This window comes from Vibrio sp. ED002, assembly GCF_023277445.1.
Lineage (GTDB): Bacteria > Pseudomonadota > Gammaproteobacteria > Enterobacterales > Vibrionaceae > Vibrio > Vibrio jasicida.
In genome coordinates, this window is sequence record NZ_CP080239.1 from 1,621,350 (window position 1) to 1,640,524 (window position 19,175).

Consider the following 19,175-nt stretch of genomic DNA (forward strand, 5'->3'; position numbering starts at 1 on the left):
GAAATATTATTGGCACTTATTAACCATTACGTGAAGTGGCTTACCTTTTCCTTCAAATTGAAGGCTCCAAACGTATTTTCCATCTTCTTTAATATCAACCGCAGTATCTGTGCCGTAACCACCAAATGTTAATGGTGTTAATTCACCGACATTCATTCGATTACCTTTCGCGGTAAATTGTGGGAACCACAACTCAGTCGCGTACTGCATTTTGAAAGAGCCTGCTTTTTCTTGCGTCACAACTTGATAGAAGTTATTGCCTTTGTAAGTGTATTTACGTTGAGGTACATGTTTCCAATCTGAATCAGCAAACGTACCGACAACAAACAGAGGTTTAGAAATTGGGCCTTTCGCCGTGCTATCTGGGTTGTCACAAGCTGCCATGAAAGCAACGACTTCGTCTTGAGACAGATTAACAATAGGTTCAGCAGCACCTTCTGGTTCTGCTGTCGATTGACAACCAGCAAGAGCAACAAGTAAGGCAGCAGCAAGTGAAGTTTTCATCATGTTCATTTTCACGTTAATTCCTTTTTAATATTCCAAAGTAAATACAAACTCACCAATCTGGATAAAGTTAATATTTAAAAAGAACAAAATACCAAACTAGCGATAAAGAATATTATTCTCTATCTTGCTGAGCCAGATTACTTTGAGAGGTTTAATTATTTCCTAATCGATGACGAGTAAGGTTAGGAACACACTTTAATTATTGATCTGTTAAATATGAAAAACAAAGTAAAACAAATAAAATTGTGAATAAGTTAACTATATGTAGGGGTGAGTTTTATCGTTCTAAAATCAATTAAAAAAGGCCAGCAATTTGCTGACCTTTTTTATTCATTTATTTGGTATTTACCGCTTTAACAAATACTTCTTGTGCACCTTCGATGCCCAGTTCTTTTGCTTCATCTAGCAGTGTTAACGCTTTAGGAATATCGTCCGCGGCAACCGCAGCCTTGATAGAGCTGTGGTAGTAGCTGGTTAAATCCGTACCTTGAGGAATGTTGTCGTTTTTCGCAACAATCTTAGTATTCACGATATCGTTCGCGGATACTGAAAAGCGGAACTGGCCAAGTGGGCTGTGTTTCGCTTGAGGGTCTGCAATATCTGGCGGCTGAGTATGATTTGCCAGTGCGAAGGCTTTTGCAGGGTGAAGAACTTCAGAACTTCCTTTTAGATCAGCGGAAGTTGTGTAAACCAGTACATGCAAGTCATTACCTGTCATGTCTGGAATCACGTTCATTTCAAGTACGAATTTATCGTTGTCCAACAGTTTTGCTGGCTCGTACTTAAACTTTGAGAAATCTGCTTGGTAAATAGTTTCACCTGCCGTGTTCATAACAACAACGTTGGGTGCGTAAAACTCTAGATTTTTGTTTACGAAGGTCTCTAGTTTGATATCGAGACTGCCACGATTGCCTGGTAATGCGAACGCTGCAATTGCACCTGCGCTATTACCATCTAGCAGCATCTGGCTTTTATCAGTCAAAGCGAACTCAGTAACCACAGGTACATCAACTGGTACCCATTGAATATCACCCGATTGCGTGATCACTTGTTGTTGACCTTTCGGGCTCATATCGACTTGTTCTACAGAAGTACATCCTGTAGCCAACATTCCCAACAGCACGGGAGCAAGCCATTTTTTCATTACCGTCTACCTCGACTCATTATTGTTTTTTGAAATAAATACAGCCAGATAAGTTTCTGGCTGTATCATTCTAGGACAATTTAGGACTTAGTGGCTAGATGATTACCACCAAGCTTCAGCTTGTACACCGAATTGGAATGTATCGTCTGAACGACCGCCGTCAAATGCGTTTGAGTTGTCGTCTTTATCTGCAGTTAGGTACGACGCGTAAACGCGGATTTCAGGACGAGCCCAGAAGCTAGAGCCAGCAGACCATGCTTGAGCAACAGTTAGTTTACCGAACTTGTTCTCTGCACCGTCGTTATCATCGATAGCGTAACCAGCTTCGAAGATAGTTTTGTGGTTGTCATCCCATTTGTACATTGGACGTACAACTACAGACATTGCTTCCCACTTGTCTTGGCCAGCCCACATGTCTTCACCAACACCGTATACTAACTGGTGACCCATTTCCCAGTTTTCGCCCATGCCGATTACACCCCAGTTGATTAGGCGGTAACCAGATGCGCCACTGTCAGCTTCTGCACCGTACCAGCTACCGTCACCGTAGAATGCCATTGTTTTAGAGTAGCCTTCTGTACCGTACTGGAATACTGTTTTGTTGAAGCCTGAATCTAGACCTTGAGTCAATTCAGCAGTGAACATTACACCGTCTTCTGCATCTTTAGTGCTGTTTGGTGCGTCGTCAGTTTCGTTAACTAGAGCGTAGTTTAGACCTAGTTCTAGAGAGCCGTTTTCCCATACTGGAAGACCAGCGTAACGTACGTCTAGAGTGTTAACGTTTGCATCGCCGCCATCGTTACCTGGGTCAGCGATGTCAGAACGGTCGTTACGAACCCATGCTAGAGATAGTTTACCTGGACCAGCTTCGATGTTTTCGATACCAGCACCTGCGCCAGAGATGTTCCAGTAGTAGAAGTCAGAGATATGGATGTCGTGACGTTGGTAGTAACGCTTACCTGCCCATAGAGTCGCTTCTGGAGCGAAATCTAGAACACCTTTAGCTTGAACGTTGAACTGACGTAGTGCGAATTGTGCATCATCAACACATTTAACATCGCCAGCGCCGTCAAGACCACAGTTAGCAGAAGTGCTTTCCCAGTCGTTTGAACCGTTAGAAGTCATTGCAAACATAGAGTCAACGTAGAACGTTTTACCGTTGTTGTTGTAAACTTCTTTACCTAGTTGAACTTCACCGTAGATATCGCCTTCGTTACCTAGACGACCAATTTTGTTCTTTTCGAACGTTAGTTGTTGGCCACCGTCAGCGCTTACGCCAACACCAGCACGCATGTAACCATGAAAGTCCACTGCGAAAGCAGAACCAGCAGCTAAAGTTGCAGCAACAGCAGCAGCAATTACACTTACTTTTTTCATTCTTAACTCCATTAAGGGTATTTATAATTCTGTCTTCCCTGCTCACTCTTTTAGATACATATAGGCAGTAAAAATGCACCTAAAGAAAGAGAGGTAAGATGGGAACAAGTCCCCGTTTGTTTCAACAGTCTGCAGATTACCCAAGGAGTACAAGGATGACTTCCTCCGCCCCAAACTAATTTAGGGGGGATGAGAAGGGATGAGAAAATATACCGAATGGTGTTTTTTCGAGTTAGATCACCAATCTAGGGAGGAATTAGTAAGTTTCTTCAGTTTATGGCCGCTACAAAGTGATAGCCATTTCATATTTTTGTCAAAAATAGGTCGTAGAAAGTAATTTAATTACAGTGATAATTTTCGATATAAGGTGGTTGACCTTAGTAAGACAAAGTTTTTTACTTATAGTTTCTTAAAGGTAGCAATAAAATTAAAAAAAGATTCGCTGATGACACAACTTCACTCTCGCCCATACCCACTCGGCGCAACCGTAAATAAAGAAGGTTGTAACTTCTCTATTCACGCTCCGAGTAGTAAAGACATTCAACTTGCGCTATTTGCGGAAGACGGTAGCTACAAGCTGCACGACTTACCAGGCGAATATGCAGGCATTCGCCATACTTTTATCCCTGACATCAAACCGGGGCAAAAGTATGGCTATGTAGTGACGCATAAAGATGAACCTTTGCTGATCTCCGATCCCTATGCAAAGTCGATTGATAAAGCCCTTCACTACCAGCTTCCATTTTCTCCTGCAAAAAGCTTCGATATGCCAAAGTGTGTCGTCATAGAAGACAACTTTGATTGGCAAGACACCGATCATCCTCGCATACCACGAGAAGAGATGGTGTTGTTTGAAACTCATGTTAAAGGGCTCACTCAGCAGAACCCTGAAGTTCCAAGCGATACAAAAGGCCGTTATTTAGGTTTGTCTTCACCTGAAATGTTGGCGTTCTACAAACAGCAAAACATCAATACGTTGCAATTGCTACCTGTCGCAGCGTGTATGCATGAACCGCATTTGCTTAAGATGGATAAAGTGAACTACTGGGGTTACAACCCATACTTGTTCATGGTGCCGGACCCTCGCTATGCAGAAAAAGACGCGGTAACCGAGCTCAAAACCACCATCCGCGAGCTGCATAAACACGGCATCGAAGTGATTCTTGATGTGGTGTATAACCACACAGCGGAAGGTGGTGAAGGCTCAACGATCTTCAACCTAAAAGCGCTCGACTCACGTTTCTACATCAAACATGGTCAGAACTTCGCGAACTTCACAGGTTGTGGCAACACAGTCGACTTAACTTACCAGCCAGCACTTAACCTCGTTATGGATACGCTGCGATACTGGGTGAGCGAATTTAAAGTCGATGGCTTCCGTTTTGACTTGGCAGCAACACTCGGTCGCCAAGGCGACGATTACAATCCAGAAGCAGCCTTCTTTAAAGCGGTCGCGCAAGACCCAATTCTTCGCGAAACCAAGCTGATCGCTGAACCTTGGGATATCGGTCCTAACGGTTACCAAGTGGGTAACTTCCCATTTGGTTGGAACGAATGTAACGATAAACTGCGCGACATCTCCCGCAGCTTCTGGCGTGGTGACCAAGGCTACCTAAAAGAATTTGCGACTCGTTTGATGGGCTCTCGTGATATCTACAGCGCAGCAAACTGGCCTTACAAACTCACGGTTAACTACATCACATATCACGATGGTTTCACCTTGCAAGATTTGGTGTCTTACAAACAGAAGCACAATGAAGCGAACGGTGAAGAAAACCGCGACGGCCACGGCGATAACCGCTCTGAAAACTATGGCGTGGAAGGCGAAACCGAAAACCTGATGATCATCGCCACGCGTGAAAAACAAAAGCGCAACTTAATGGCGAGCTTGTTGTTTGCATTTGGTATCCCTCATATCCTAACCGCGGATGTGTTGTCGCACACGCAAGGCGGTAACAACAATGCTTACTGTCAGGATAACGAAACCAGCTGGCTAGATTGGTCGAGTACAGAACGCAAACATCACTTCAAAGTGTGGATGTCCCAAATGGTTGCTAATCGTAATCAGTATATGGTGCCATTCATTCGAGCGTTCAGTGGTGAGAATCGCAATAACAACCGTATCTTCTGGCGTCGTATTGATGGCAGCTTGATGGAGCACGATGATTGGAACCGTTTAAGCTCTGTAGCGCTGCATTTAGGCATCGGTAAGGAAGGACAAGAGTTGGTGTACCTGATCAACCAAACCAACGCACCTGCGCGATTTAAGCTGCCAAATGAGCGTGGTCAAGAGTGGGTGACCGTGTGTGATACCAATGTGCGTAATCTCAATCCTGGTCATGCTGAAGGCGAAGTGTTGCTTTCTCCTACGTCGATGGCGATTCTGCATTATCAACCAGAGTAAGAACCTTACCTGACACAAGCGAAGCTTATTCCTACAAGAACTGACAAACCCAGCCATGCGCTGGGTTTGTTTTATCAACGTTTCGGATACATAAACAGCAATCAGCTCAAATGGCACACCATACGCATTGATGCACAAGTGAAACTAATCTAATATTGCTAGCCAAATCACATTTATAATATATACAACGTTATTTGGCATATGGCTTTACCTAAATTCTTAATCCGCATTCTGCGGCCTTACCTGCTATTACTCGCAGGTTTCATGGTCTATCTGGCTTATGCTCAGTTAGTCGATTCCGAGTCGATGGTCTATCGGCAATCACAGACCAATATCATCACTGCAGAGCGGTTGATCCACTCCCAAATCGAAGCGGCTTTCAGCAAATTCTACCTTCTAGAGACCGCATTAAAAGCAAGCAAACAAGACCTCAATGATCCTGACTTCCGGGAACTAAGCCAAGGCATCATCGATTACTCTCCGCAATACTCCAATATCCTCTATACCACATCAAACAACAGTGTCGCGTATGGCCTATCTGGTCAAATCAAACAAGCAGACACTAGCGTAATTCAATGGCATAAACTGAACACTGTTAGCGACAAATTCTCTATCTCCTCGCTGTACCAAAACCCACAACAACGTTGGGTATTCGCCATCAAACACGTCAATCCAAACCTAAAATACCAACTTTGGCTTGAGTTCGATCTTCTTCATACCACTCAACAATTGCGTGGTCTGAAAACATTGAATAAAGGTTATGTGTTTGTCGTAGACAAAGATACAGAACGCTTGGTATTCCATCCAGATCCAAGCCGCATCGGTGACTCTTCAGTGAGTTATCATGGCGGTATCAGCGATAAAGTTGCATCGGGCTTACTGTTCGGTAAACACGAATACTATTACCAAGATAATTTTAAGATCTCAGTCTTCGATGCAGACAACAGCTTAAACTGGGTGTTTGTCGCAGGGACAGACCGTGCCGACATTCTTAACAGCAGTTATCCGTTCACACTAACGGCCGGTGTCATCGCCTCTCTGCTCGCGCTCGCCATCGGAATCAACTACCTCACTTACCAACTGCATTTGTCATTAGCCCGCCTAAATGGCACAGAGAGCGTTGGTGAGTTCAAAACCCAACTCAAGCATGTCTTGGATCGCTTTTGCTACCACAGAGGCATACAGTTCTGTTTATACGACAGCTTGAATTACAGCTTTTACACCCTCGATTATCACGGCAATAAAAAGCTGGTGCTAACTGACGCGGAACTCGCGGCGCGTTTTTCTCATAGCGCTTTAACGTACAGAACGAAGAAGTACGGCGACGAGCTGACGAAAAAGCTCAAGATCAACAGTAACCACTACTGCATCCCATTGTTTGATGGACGAGAACTGCTTGGCGTGACTTATGTCAGTTGTCGATTCCCGACCTACAAATGCGTGCTGAGCTTGATTCAAAACTACGCCCAAGTGGCGTTGGCAAACCTGAAATTGCATGACCGTTTGCGCCATCAAGATCCAATGACGCAACTGGAAAACAAAGCGTGCTTAGCCGCGAAAGTATCGAGAGAGCTTCATTCAGAGAACCGTTTTATTGCGATGGTCGATATTGATAACTTCAAATACATCAACGATAAATTCGGCCACCCAGTCGGTGATTTAGTCATCCAAAAGACCGCAGAAGTGATGCGCGACTGTTTCCCTAAACCAAAAGGGATTTGTTTAGCGCGCTATGGTGGTGAAGAGTTTGCCATCGTGTTCCAAGCCAATGACGAGTTTGATGCCAAACATCAGCTTGATAACTTCCTAACCGCGCTGCAAAGAAGCCATCTCACGTTGGGTTGTGGCGATGTGCGATTTACGGCAAGTGTTGGGTTTACGCCATTAGAAACCAGCTATCACCATGTAGTGGAGCAAGCTGACAAAGCACTTTATCAAGCAAAAAGATTGGGCAAGAATCGCGTCTGCCACCTCAAAGCGGCATAGCGAATTTCTTACGAAAGAAGACAAAGCCAGAGCAGACATCGCTCTGGCTTTTTTTATTTCTATTACAGTCAGTTAAGTCACAAGATCTGACACGACACTTCCCTCTTTCCCCGTCTTTTAAGCGACTCAAATTCTGCCCCCAAATACCCTCTCGTTAATCAGTTCTGAACAGGTGTTTATTTTTCTTTGATTTAACTTAACGGCTCTCATCAATAACCTTAAATGCATCAGGGGATTGCACGAAGCCAATTGAAAATGAAAGAACTGGACGATTACGTAGAGCAGATAAATTTAGACCTGACTAGCGAGATGTTAGAAGAGCTAGGTTGGGTCAGCGATAACGTCCATCAGATTCTTTATTGGGTTATTGCCGCCATCCTATTCGTTGTATTGATTTGGGGTATTTTCTCATGAAGGCATCCAATCCATCTTATGGACAGGTTTATTTGGTTGGAGCAGGCACGGGCGATGCGTCGCTGCTTACCATTAAAGCATTTCGTCTGCTTAATCGCGTTGATGTCGTACTTTATGACCATCTGGTTTCGGAAGAAGTCTTGGACGTCATCCCACGAAAAACCCTAAAAATCTGCGTGGGTAAACACTACGGTAAGTGTTCGCAAACTCAGGCAGAAATCAACGAAATGATGAAGGGCTACGCAATCACAGGTCTGACGGTATGTCGCTTAAAAGCGGGCGACCCGTTTGTATTTGGTCGAGGCGGTGAGGAAGCGACCTATTTAACACAGCAAGGCATCAACTATGAGGTTGTACCGGGTGTAACTGCGGCACTTGGATGCTGCGCTTACGCGGGGATACCGGTCACTCATAGACAAGTTTCGAGGGGTGTAACCTTGGTAACGGGACGAAACTGTAATGATGCTAGCGAACCGAATTGGAGCGCACTTGCCGCCATCGACCACACCCTAATTTTCTACATGGGGCTACACAAAGCAGAAGCGATCGCAGACAACCTCATTGCTCACGGTCTCGCGCCAGATACACCTTGCGCCATCGTCAGCAATGGGACACGAGAAAATCAAAGCAAGATCGTCACTACCTTAGCCGGACTGTATGAAACCTGCAAAACGCAAAAACCACCACTGCCAGCAATCATAGTCGTTGGAGACGTGGTTTCCCTTTCACAGTCACTGGAATGGTTTGAGTCCACCGCCGAGCCCTGTTTAGAACGCACGATTCACTAGTTTTTGAAAATAACGAGATAGAACAATGCCTAAGTTTTTAACTACTCAGCAAATGGGTTCGGCGATCGAGGCGTTACGTCAGAGCTATAAGGTGATGGCGCCCGTCTATGAAGAATACGCGGGTCGTTTTGCCCATACCCCAAATTTGGATTACCAAGAATTGGAACGTTACGACCAACTGGAGTGGAAAGAGAAAAGCCATTTTTCACCCAAAGAGATCGTCTTTCCGATCACCGAAACCCTGTTTTGGTTTAACGCCGACGAGTTGCGAGAATCCAGTGTCGATGCGCGCCCCGTGTTTCTGTTTCTCAGAGCTTGTGACATCAATGCGCTCAAAAGCCTTGATTACATGTTTTTAGAAAACGGCGGTCACGAAGACTTCTACTACAAACGTCTGCGCCAGAAACTCAAACTTGTACTGATTGAGTGCAGCGAAAGTTTCGAAAACTGCTTTTGTGTCTCTATGGGGACCAACAAAACCGATAACTTCGCCGCTTCAGTACAATTTAGTGACCACGGCGCCATTGTCACTATTAAAGATCCAGAGCTAGCGCCCTACTTTTCACAAGGCAAAGACGTTGAGCACAGCGTCAACTTCGTCAAGTCCAATCCGGTCAAAGTCCGCACGCCAGATTCGGTTTGCGATGACCCAACGAAAATACGTGAAGTGTTACTCAGCCATCCGGTGTGGTCAGAATACGATTCACGCTGCATTGGTTGCGGTCGCTGCACTTCTTCATGCCCGACTTGTGCCTGCTTCAACGTGTTTGATGTGGTTTACAACCAAGAAGCCAAAATGGGTGAACGTCGCCGTCAACACGCCAGCTGCATGATTGATGGTTTCTCGGATATGGCTGGCGGTCACAGCTTCCGTCATAAAACCGGAGAGCGCTTACGTTATCGCGCCTTGCATAAGGTCAACGACTTTAAGTCTCGCCAAGGCGAACACCATATGTGTGTTGGATGCGGACGCTGCGACGACCGATGCCCTCACTACATCTCATTTAGCAACATCATCAACAAGATGACATCGATTGTAGAGGAGGCGCTCTAATGTGCGATTGTGAAAACAAAATGTTGCCGCAAAGCTACCCGATTATTCATATCGAAAAGCACACCGAGCTGGAATGGAATTTTCGCGTTGCGTGCGACTTTCCGGTGCACTACGGACAATTTGTCGAAGTAGGTTTATCCCTTGTGGGCGAAGCACCTATTTCAGTTTCTGATTACGGCTTAGGTTACGTCGACTTGCTGATACGTAATGTCGGCAAGGTAACCAGCGAGCTGTTCCAATTAAACGCCAGTGATCGCGTGATGATGCGCGGCGCAATGGGCAACGGCTACCCGATGGAAGCATACCAAGATAAACACCTCATTGTGGTCGCGGGCGGCACTGGCGTTGCTCCGGTTAAAGGGCTGATTAACTACTTTCACAACAACCCAAGTGATGTGAAGAAGATGTCCTTGATCCTCGGATTCAAAAACCAAGATGCCGTGTTGTACAAAAACGACTTGCTGAATTGGTCTTACTCCAATCACGTCATCACCACCTTGGATGACGGTGGCGACGAGCACTTCTACGAGAGCGGCCTGGTCACCGAGCACATCAGCAAGCTTGACCTCTCAGACAAGGAAAACATCCGCGTCATCGTAGTGGGTCCGCCGATCATGATTAAGTTCGTCGTGCAGGACTTCTTATCCAGAGGCATTCAAGAAGATCAGATTTGGGTCGACTACGAACGCAGAATGGCCTGCTCAGTTGGTAAATGCGGTCACTGCCGAATTGGCGACAATTACGTGTGCTTGGATGGCCCGGTTTTCCGTTATGACCACGCCAGAACCATGATCGATTAGGAGGGAATCACAATGACGATGGACGTAGATATCATCAAAATGCGCGCCAATGGCGATTACCGCCTATCGAAAGTGCGTGGCGAGTGCATGATCAGCGTGCGCATTCCGGGTGGCATTATGCCCGCTTACTTACTCGGTGCCGCGCAAGAGATCGCCGAAAAGTGGGGCAATGGTGTCATTCACCTCACCACACGACAAAAACTGGCGATGCCCGGCATTCGTTATGAAGACATTCCAGAGGTCAACAAAGCGCTGGAGCCCTTCATCAAAGACATCACCGTCGATACGTGCGGCATTGATGTCGAAGACACGCAAGCCGGTTATCAGTCGATTGGTGGACGTAATATCGTCGCTTGTCAGGGCAGTCGAATCTGCCAGAAAGCTAATACCGATACGACTGGCTTGGCACAGCGAATGGAGCGTCACGTTTACCCAAGTAAATACCATTTAAAAATGGTCATGGCAGGCTGTCCGAACGACTGTGCCAAAGCCAATATGGCGGATTTTGGCATCTTAGGTATCGCCAAGATTAATTTCGAAAGCCATCGCTGTATTGGCTGTGGCGCCTGTGTCAAAGCTTGTGCGCACCACGCAGTAGATTGCTTGTCACTCAAAGACGGTAAAGCGGTGAAGGAAGAAAGCAAATGCATTGGCTGCGGCGAATGTGTGCTTGCTTGTCCAACACTGGCTTGGCGTCGAGATCCAAAACAATTCTATATGGTCAAACTGGGCGGTCGAACTTCGAAGAAGACCCCTCGCGTTGGCAAGATGTTCCTCAATTGGGTCACGGAAGACGTCCTGCACCCTGTCATCGACAATCTGTTCGAATTTGAAAAAGAGATGTTGGGCGGTAAGCCGATTTACCTCCACATGGGACATCTAATTGATAAAGGCGGCTACTTGCGTTTTAGAGAGCGCGTCTTAGATGGCGTTAGCCTAAATCCGGAAGCCAAAGTCGCCGAACGTATGTATTGGGCAGAAGATGAATACGTAGCGAACATGCACGTGAAATAGGCATAGTATGAACAAACTAGAAGAGATGTTTAAAGAGGCGTTAGCCCCAGCAGGTATCACCATCAATGGTTCTAAACCGTGGGATATCCAAGTGTTTAACCCAAAAGTGTATGAGCTTGTGATGCAGTCAGGCTCTTTGGGTTTAGGGGAAGCGTACATGTCCAAGATGTGGGATTGCAGCCGCTTGGATCAGTTCTTTGAACGCGTACTTTTAAACGATATTGAAGGCAAACTAGGACTGGCTGAAAAGCTCAAGTTCGCCTCTTCCGCTGCGAAGTTAAAACTGAAAAGCTGGGTTAACCCACAGAGCATTGAGCGCTGTAAATTCGATGTACCGCACCATTACGACATCGGCAATAAGCTTTACCAGAAGATGCTCGATTCACGCATGACCTACACCTGCGGGTATTGGAACCGAGCTGCAACGCTGGACGAAGCGCAAGAGCACAAGATGGATTTGATTTGCCGTAAGCTCGACCTACAACCGGGAATGCGTATCCTCGATATTGGCTGTGGTTGGGGCAGCTTTATGATTTACGCAGCGAAGAAGTATGGCGTGATTTGCGATGGTCTGACTCTATCCAAAGAGCAGAAGAAGCTCGGCAGCAAACTGGCAATAGAAAATGGCGTAGTCGCAAACTTCATTTTGAAGGACTACCGTGAGTTCAAACCCACCGTACAGTACGATCGCATCGTTTCTATCGGTATGATTGAACACGTGGGACCGAAGAACTACGCAGAATACTTCGAGTGCGCTGAGCGCTTCATGAAAGACGATGGCGTGTTCTTGCTGCACACCATTGGTTCTCACCACAGCACTACCGCATCGGACCCGTGGATCTCGAAATACATCTTCCCAAATGGTGTTATTCCATCGATGAAGAACCTCGCAGAGGCGATGGAAGATCGATTCAACATCGAAGATGTGCACAACTTCGGTGAAGACTACGACAAAACCTTGATGTGCTGGTTCTCCAACTTCCAACACTCATGGAATCAGATCAAAGGCGATTACAGTGAAGATTTTTACCGCATGTGGAAATACTACTTACTCAGCTGTGCTGGCGCCTTTCGCTCACGAGATTTGAGTTTATGGCAACTCGCCCTAACTAAGATTGGCCGCCGCCGACCACTGACCGTACGTTCCATGTAAGCAATCTGCCTCCAGATTGTGTTTTGAGCACCTTCGTTTGGCTCCTAGCCAGAATGGGCGGTTTCATTCTGGCTTTTTTTACTGCTTTCTATTTCCTTCCAAAGCACTAAACAACCCATCCAAGGGGCATTTAGTACGACCTTACTCGTAAAAACTAATACTTAGTAACGCCCAGTATTACTTTTAGTCTTGCACGCTATGACTTGTTTTACATTGATGGTGACGTTCGTTCGACTCAGGCAATCTTCCTCTCAACCAAGGCTCATCCCGATAACCAAAACCAGAGCCAAAATACTATTTTTGAGAGTCACCATTATGAAAACCATCAAATCAATCATCATTGCACTGCTATTTACGTCTACACTTTCTGGCTGCGTTTCCACTCCAAGCCACTATCGCTTGGCTCCCAACGTTCGCCCTACTTTGATGAATGCCAATATCAACGTTCAACCACTGGTAAACACGGCGGTCTCTGTTGGTAAAGTCGTACTGCCTTATGCGATTTCAGCGGGACATGCTTACGTTAATACGCCTTACTTCCTATTGCGATAAACCCACCGAACTCATTCAGCCCTGTAAAACTAGCCCATTTCTTCGGCTAGTTTTCATTTATGTATCATAGAGATAAAAGATCACCACCTTAAGTAGGTTCATTTGGTGTTGTGGTTACTAATGAACCTCTGTATATTTATGGACCATTACAGTATATGAACCAATCTCAAGAGACGCATTGCACCCATGGCTACCTTTCTCTATACGCGGCACTCGCCAAAAAACCGGGCTTACCCTGAGCAGCTCAACGCTTTGAAAGCCTTTGCTCCTGAAGCAATTCACCTTGAAGACAAGGTACGCGGCTGCACGCCACCAGCCGAGCGACAAGCCTTTCAACAACTCTTAACTACCGTGCAAACCGGTGACACCGTTGTACTTTGGTGGCTAACCGCCTTTGGCCGAGACTTCAGCCAAGCCCTAACCACGATTCAAACTCTGCTTAACAAAGGCGTCACCCTAAAAACCGTTTGTGAACCTCTGATTTTTGAACCTAGTTCCGTACAAACGCACACCTTGCTTTCGCTGCTTTCTGGCTACGGACAAGTGCAAACGCAACATCGCTTGTTCGCCGCAGAACAAGGCCGCAAAGCACTAAAAGACGACCCACAGATGTGGAAGCAGAAATTCCGAGGTCGCCCTGCAGACAAAGCGAAACATCAACACATTGCAACTTTGCTTCTGGAAGGCAATACGCTACAAAGCGTCGCAGAACAATGCGAAGTCAGCCTATCGACGGTCAAACGAGTGAAAGCCAAATTGAATGAATTTGATGAGGAAGGAAGCCTGCGCCGCCGTGGCGATGGTGAAAAATCATGAGTCGACCGATTGAATTTAAAACCATCTTGCTGGCGTGTCTTATCATCAGTGTTGGTCAGCTCAGTATGGGCTTGGTGTTCCCATCTCTTCCTTGGATCGCGAAAGATTTTGACATTTCCCTCGACCAAGCTCAGCTGTTAGTCAGTGTTTACTTACTTGGTTTCGGCCCGTCTCAGTTTATCTATGGCCCGGTATCCGATGCGTTAGGCCGTAAAAAGGTGCTGTTAGCTGGCTTGTTGATTGCCATGCTCGGTCTATTGATGATCATCTTCCTAAGCCACACTTTCACTGGCATGGTAGCAGGCCGTTTTCTGCAAGGTTTAGGTACTGGCTGTTGTGCGGTGTTAGCCCGAGCGTCTACTCGCGACCGCTTTAATGGTCCTGAGCTCCCTGTCGCTTTGTCCTACATTGCGATGGCGGCCTCTATCACACCGTTAGTTGCTCCGGTTATTGGTGGTTTCATTAACGCCCACTTCGGCTGGACTATGGTGTTTATCTCACTGTTGGGTTACGTATTGTTGGCTTGGACTGTGATCGTATTTCGCTTCCAAGAAACCATCACACAAACCTCTGCGTTGCCATCACCGAAAAAGATGCTGCTGCAATATCGTGACCTACTGACTTCTCGTTACTTTATGAGCTTTGCCAGTATCGGTTGGCTTAACTTCAGCTTGATGATCACCACTGTTTCGGTAATGCCTTTTATCATGCAAAACCAAATCGGCATGACATCCGATCAATACGCGATGTGGGCACTGATTCCGGCGTTCGGCATGATTTGCGGCACCAGTATCTGTAACCGTGTGCGACCAATCATCGGCACAAAGAAGATGCTATTAGTCACGCCAATCCTGCATGTCAGTTCCGCAGCGTGGTTGTTCTTCTGTCCCGTTGAGCCGCTGTATTTAATGCTAGGCCAACTGTTGATGATTTTAGGCAATGCTATCGCTCTACCTTGTGCTCAAGCCATGGTAATGCAACCCTATAAGAAACAAGCAGGTGCAGCTGCGGCGATGTCGGGCGGCGGCCAAATGGTGGTGTCATCGATTGTGAGTATGGCATTGGTGCAGCTCGGATTAAGCCAAGCATGGCATCTGTCATTGGTGATTGTGGTCTTCGCGACCATTACACTAACCAACGTTCTGCGAGGCTTTGCCACTGAGCAACCTTCCGAGCAATAGAGTCCGGGCAATAGAAAGTCACAAGGAAGACAAATAACGATATGAAATCACTCAATCTTGCTCAAGCACAGAAATTGGCTTTGCTCTCTCAAGGGTTGCCACTAACAAGCCACAAAGGTAGCGCCAAAGCGAAGACCTTAGCCGTCTTTGAGCTGCTGGGCTATGTGCAGATTGATACGATTTCTGTCGTTCAGCGCGCCCACCATCATACTTTGTGGAGCCGAAACCCAAGCTACCAACTTGAGCACCTAGACCAACTGGTGGCAGAAAAGAAAGTCTTCGAATATTGGTCTCATGCGGCGGCGTATTTACCTATGTCGCAATACCGTCATAGCTTGCCTCGCAAAGCGGCGATCAAATCCGATCAGCAAAAGCATTGGTACAAAAAAGACCACGACTTGATGGCGTCTATCTTGAAGAGAATTGAGCAAGAAGGCCCATTGATGGCAAAGGATTTCGAATCCGCCAACCATAAGACCGATGGTTGGAATACTAAGCCAACCAAACGCGCCCTAGAGAACTTATACATGCAGGGCGATTTAATGATTAGCGAACGTCGCGGCTTCCAGAAAGTGTATGACCTAACCTCACATGTTCTGCCTCAAGACGTTGATACATCGATGCCAACCGAGCAAGAACACGCGCGATTCTTAGTCCTCAATTATCTTAAATCTCATGGGTTCGGTACTTTGCCTGAAATGGTTTACCTACTGAAAGGGGTCAAGAAGCCTGTACAACAAGCTCTGTCCGAATTGGTCGATTTGGGTGAGATTGAAGCCATTAGCATCAACAATTCAGCTTACTATGCCTGTAGCGATGCACTGAACTTGCTCGACAAACGGCTCAACCGCAAACGCGCTAAAATCCTTTCCCCATTTGATAACCTGCTTATCCAACGAAAACGCGCCAGCGCAATTTTCAACTTTGATTACTTGTTAGAGTGTTATGTTCCAGAGCCAAAACGCCAGTTCGGTTATTTTTGTTTGCCAATATTGTGGGATGGGAAGCTGGTCGCGCGTGCCGACTGCAAAGTGGATAAAACCAGTTCAACGCTGAACGTTCTCAACCTAGTTACCGAGCCTTCACTCAAAGACAGAGAAGCGTTTTTCGTCGCCTTAGAAGAGGAGTTATACGCTTTCGCTCAGTTTAATCAGTGCCCAGCGTTTGTGATTCAGAAAGTAGCGCAAAGGGCGTAATGAAAAGAACAGTGCTCGAAGAATCAAAGAGCAAAGTGCTGAGAAACCAAACTGTTCTCTTGAAGCCCATGCACTCTGCATATCAATTCTGAATTACATCCGTCTCTCGCTATTCCAAGAGACGAGATACTCAGGTGATAGTGACCTTTAAGAACTTTGTAGGCTTACCAAAATCACGCCAACGGTGATCAAGCCAATCCCCATCCAGTTGATCATGCTGAGCTTTTCTCCCAGTAAAACCACACTGAATATGGCCACCAGCACCACGCTTAGTTTGTCGATCGGCGCAACTTGAGAGGCTTGCCCCAATGACATGGCGCGGAAGTAACACAGCCACGATGCACCTGTCGCTAAACCCGATAGCACCAAGAACACCATGCCTTTGGTCGAGATCTCTCCAATGGCACTGAACTGCTTGGTCGCGTAAGCAATCAAACCAACCAAAACAAGAATCACGCAGGTACGAATAAAGGTCGCCAAGTCTGAGTTGATGTTCGCCACACCAAGTTTGGTCAACACTGCGGTCATCGCCGCAAATACCGCCGACATGAGCGCCCAAAATAACCAAGAAGTTTGAAGCATTGTCTTTTCCTATTCATCCCTAAAAGCAAAAAGGCGTTACAGAGTGTACTGCAACGCCATGTCTTGCTTCGATTAAATTCGACTTAAATCCAATCGAATCAATCTGTAACTAGAGCTTAAAAGTCTGCTGTCATACCAACATAGTAAGTACGCGGTGCTTCAACATAACCGATGTTTTCTAGCTCTCTTGATACACTTTCATCGGTTAGGTTGGTGATACCCGCACGAATACGTAGTGCATCATTCACATGGTAAACCGTACCTAAATCCATCGTGGTGTAAGCGTCTTGCGTTAACTGAGAATCAATCTTACGGTCGCCACGGTAGCGTGCGCTCGCAAACAGGTTCAAATCTTGAGTTGGGTACCAGTTTAGGCGTGCAAATGCTGAGTGCTTGTAACGCTCGTTCAGCTCTTCACCTGTCGACTTATCTTCGGTGTCTAAGTAAGTGTAGTTACCAGACATCGCCCATTGCTCATTGAACTGAATGCTACCCGTTAGCTCCACACCTTGGATAACGGCTTTCGATACGTTTTGGTAAGACTTGTACGGGTTAGACAGTTCACGATCGATTGGGTCGCCATTGTCATCAATACAACTCATCACTGCACTCGACCACGTACCGACTTCACAGAAGATGTTTGTCTGTTCGATTAGGTTTTCGATTTCGTTACGGAATACCGCGCCTTCTAGGTTCCAGTTACGACCGCTGTAAAGCGCCGAGAACTCGTAGTTCACGCTGGTTTCTGCTTCCAGATCTTCGTTACCTACGATGTTACAGTTACCTTTACAGCTGCTCATCGAGAAGTCTGGGTGGTTTTGCGTCATGGTTGGTGCTTTAAACGCTTTACCCACACCACCTTTCAGTACCAAGTCGTCCGTTGTTTGGTGTACTAGGTACACACGCGGGCTGAACTCTTCACCGTAGTGCTCGTGCTTATCCAAACGACCACCAATCGTCGCCATCAACGTATCGGTCATTTCCCATTGGTCTTGGATAAATACCGCACCTTGGTAAGCTTCTGCTTTGTTACCCACGATGTGCTCTGGGTTGGTCAGCTCACTAGTTTGGTAGTCCACACCAAACGTCACGGTGTGGCTTTCACCTAGGTAAGTCGTAGCTGATGCTTCAAAAATTTGTGTTAGTTCTTCAATTGAATCAGCACCATCGTTTGCCGCTTCAATGTTCTCTACGTTTTCACGTGAGTAACGAACTTGCGTATCACCCCAAGACCAAAAACCGGTGTGCGATAGCGCTTGGCTGTTTCGTTTAACGCGAGACTCCGAGAACAAAATCGTAGTACCACTTTCCGCTGCGGTATCACGCTCGTCGTCACTGTAACCAAGGTCAAGATCGATAAATTGATTGTCCGCCAAATGCCATGAAAGTGTACCGAACATCGCTAAACTATCGCGATCTTCAAGTGCAGTAACCTCTTCACGATCGATGCCGCCTTTCTCGCCAGAGTATGGCTGCCATGCATTACGACTCGTTTGAGAAACAGAGAAGCGAGCAAATAGCGTGTCTTCAATCAGAGCGCCAGACGTGGTTAGACCCACAGTGTACTCTTGACCACCATTGCCATCGTTTGGCGTGGTGTTGTCTAAGCTAAGTTGCGAGCTCCAATCGTTACTTGGTGACTTAGTGATGATGTTGATCGTACCGCCCATACCGTCAGAGCCGTAAAGCGCCGACATAGGACCACGGATGATCTCTACTCGCTCAATTGAATCCATTGGGATCGCAGAAAGATCGAAGTCGTTACCACGTACGATCGCACTTGCCGAACTCATACGACGGCCATTTACCATGATCAGTGTGTATTTCGAATCCATACCACGAATCGAAATTTGCTGACGACCTGCACGTGTGCTGTCGAAGTCTGACTCCACGCTGGTTGCGTTAGACACGATGTCCGCCAACGTGATGCCTGGATCGTTTTCGATGTCTTCAGCAGTGATCACCGACATAGAAGCTGGAGCGTCTTTCAGCTCCATCTGGGTACGAGTTGCTGTTACAACAAGCTGCTCATCGGTTTCGATTGGCGTTGTATCAGCAAAGACGGAAAAAGAGGTACATAGCGCACCAATCACCACTGCTAATGGTTTTGGCGCAAACGGAGTCGTCTTCGACATGGTAAAAACCTATAAATTTTAATGGAACTTATAATGATAATGGTTCGCATTAAATAGCCTTTATTTGACGAA

17 protein-coding genes are annotated in these 19,175 nt (G+C 46.4%); 12 read left to right on the forward strand and 5 right to left on the reverse strand.

Annotated elements, in window-relative coordinates:
* Window positions 1–6: 6 nt before the first annotated feature.
* The 3 genes from ITG12_RS23885 to ITG12_RS23895 all read right to left on the reverse strand — a co-directional run bounded on the left by ITG12_RS23885 (window position 7) and on the right by ITG12_RS23895 (window position 3,028).
* Complete coding sequence (locus ITG12_RS23885) at window positions 7–513, reverse strand: hypothetical protein (protein WP_020195601.1); 507 nt, start codon at window positions 511–513, stop codon at window positions 7–9.
* Window positions 514–841: 328 nt separating this feature from the next.
* Window positions 842–1,651, reverse strand: a complete 810-nt coding sequence (locus tag ITG12_RS23890; protein ID WP_009706534.1) for a MalM family protein — start codon at window positions 1,649–1,651, stop codon at window positions 842–844.
* Window positions 1,652–1,753: 102 nt separating this feature from the next.
* Complete coding sequence (locus tag ITG12_RS23895) at window positions 1,754–3,028, reverse strand: maltoporin (RefSeq protein WP_248874278.1); 1,275 nt, start codon at window positions 3,026–3,028, stop codon at window positions 1,754–1,756.
* A 445-nt stretch (window positions 3,029–3,473) separates the two neighbouring features.
* Between ITG12_RS23895 and glgX the strand changes: the two genes are divergently transcribed.
* From glgX to ITG12_RS23955, 12 genes are all read left to right on the forward strand, one after another.
* Complete coding sequence (gene glgX / locus ITG12_RS23900; RefSeq protein ID WP_248874280.1) at window positions 3,474–5,432, forward strand: glycogen debranching protein GlgX; 1,959 nt, start codon at window positions 3,474–3,476, stop codon at window positions 5,430–5,432.
* Window positions 5,433–5,696: 264 nt separating this feature from the next.
* The gene (locus ITG12_RS23905; protein ID WP_248875080.1) at window positions 5,697–7,418 is read left to right on the forward strand and encodes a diguanylate cyclase; all 1,722 of its coding nucleotides are present in this window, start codon (window positions 5,697–5,699) and stop codon (window positions 7,416–7,418) included.
* Window positions 7,419–7,673: 255 nt separating this feature from the next.
* The gene (locus ITG12_RS23910; protein WP_179944860.1) at window positions 7,674–7,832 is read left to right on the forward strand and encodes a hypothetical protein; all 159 of its coding nucleotides are present in this window, start codon (window positions 7,674–7,676) and stop codon (window positions 7,830–7,832) included.
* The gene (cobA, locus tag ITG12_RS23915; RefSeq protein ID WP_045408224.1) at window positions 7,829–8,620 is read left to right on the forward strand and encodes a uroporphyrinogen-III C-methyltransferase; all 792 of its coding nucleotides are present in this window, start codon (window positions 7,829–7,831) and stop codon (window positions 8,618–8,620) included. The genes ITG12_RS23910 and cobA overlap by 4 nt, the downstream gene beginning before the upstream one ends.
* Before the next feature lie 25 nt (window positions 8,621–8,645).
* Window positions 8,646–9,674 (forward strand): anaerobic sulfite reductase subunit AsrA, encoded by a 1,029-nt coding sequence (asrA, locus tag ITG12_RS23920; RefSeq protein WP_248874282.1) that lies wholly within the window; start codon window positions 8,646–8,648, stop codon window positions 9,672–9,674.
* The gene (gene asrB / locus ITG12_RS23925; RefSeq protein ID WP_206379864.1) at window positions 9,674–10,474 is read left to right on the forward strand and encodes an anaerobic sulfite reductase subunit AsrB; all 801 of its coding nucleotides are present in this window, start codon (window positions 9,674–9,676) and stop codon (window positions 10,472–10,474) included. Before asrA ends, asrB begins: the two co-directional genes overlap by 1 nt.
* A gap of 12 nt (window positions 10,475–10,486) precedes the next feature.
* Window positions 10,487–11,488, forward strand: coding sequence for a sulfite reductase subunit C (asrC, locus tag ITG12_RS23930; RefSeq protein ID WP_005429205.1), 1,002 nt, complete (start codon window positions 10,487–10,489; stop codon window positions 11,486–11,488).
* 7 nt (window positions 11,489–11,495) lie between these two features.
* Complete coding sequence (cfa, locus tag ITG12_RS23935) at window positions 11,496–12,641, forward strand: cyclopropane fatty acyl phospholipid synthase (protein ID WP_038868914.1); 1,146 nt, start codon at window positions 11,496–11,498, stop codon at window positions 12,639–12,641.
* 315 nt (window positions 12,642–12,956) lie between these two features.
* Window positions 12,957–13,193, forward strand: a complete 237-nt coding sequence (locus ITG12_RS23940) for a hypothetical protein (protein ID WP_038868912.1) — start codon at window positions 12,957–12,959, stop codon at window positions 13,191–13,193.
* Window positions 13,194–13,379: 186 nt separating this feature from the next.
* On the forward strand, window positions 13,380–14,009 hold the full coding sequence (locus tag ITG12_RS23945; RefSeq protein ID WP_248874284.1) for a recombinase family protein: 630 nt from the start codon (window positions 13,380–13,382) through the stop codon (window positions 14,007–14,009).
* A complete protein-coding gene (locus ITG12_RS23950) occupies window positions 14,006–15,190 on the forward strand; it encodes a multidrug effflux MFS transporter (RefSeq protein ID WP_009706552.1) in 1,185 nt (394 codons plus the stop codon). The genes ITG12_RS23945 and ITG12_RS23950 overlap by 4 nt, the downstream gene beginning before the upstream one ends.
* Window positions 15,191–15,231: 41 nt before the next feature.
* Complete coding sequence (locus ITG12_RS23955; protein WP_248874286.1) at window positions 15,232–16,386, forward strand: crosslink repair DNA glycosylase YcaQ family protein; 1,155 nt, start codon at window positions 15,232–15,234, stop codon at window positions 16,384–16,386.
* 147 nt (window positions 16,387–16,533) lie between these two features.
* Here ITG12_RS23955 and ITG12_RS23960 read toward each other — a convergent pair whose 3' ends face one another.
* Both ITG12_RS23960 and ITG12_RS23965 read right to left on the reverse strand, forming a co-directional pair.
* Window positions 16,534–16,968: an EamA family transporter gene (locus ITG12_RS23960; protein WP_038881239.1), complete on the reverse strand. Its 435-nt coding sequence runs from the start codon at window positions 16,966–16,968 to the stop codon at window positions 16,534–16,536.
* Window positions 16,969–17,084: 116 nt separating this feature from the next.
* A complete protein-coding gene (locus ITG12_RS23965; RefSeq protein ID WP_248874288.1) occupies window positions 17,085–19,103 on the reverse strand; it encodes a TonB-dependent receptor in 2,019 nt (672 codons plus the stop codon).
* Window positions 19,104–19,175 lie beyond the last annotated feature (72 nt).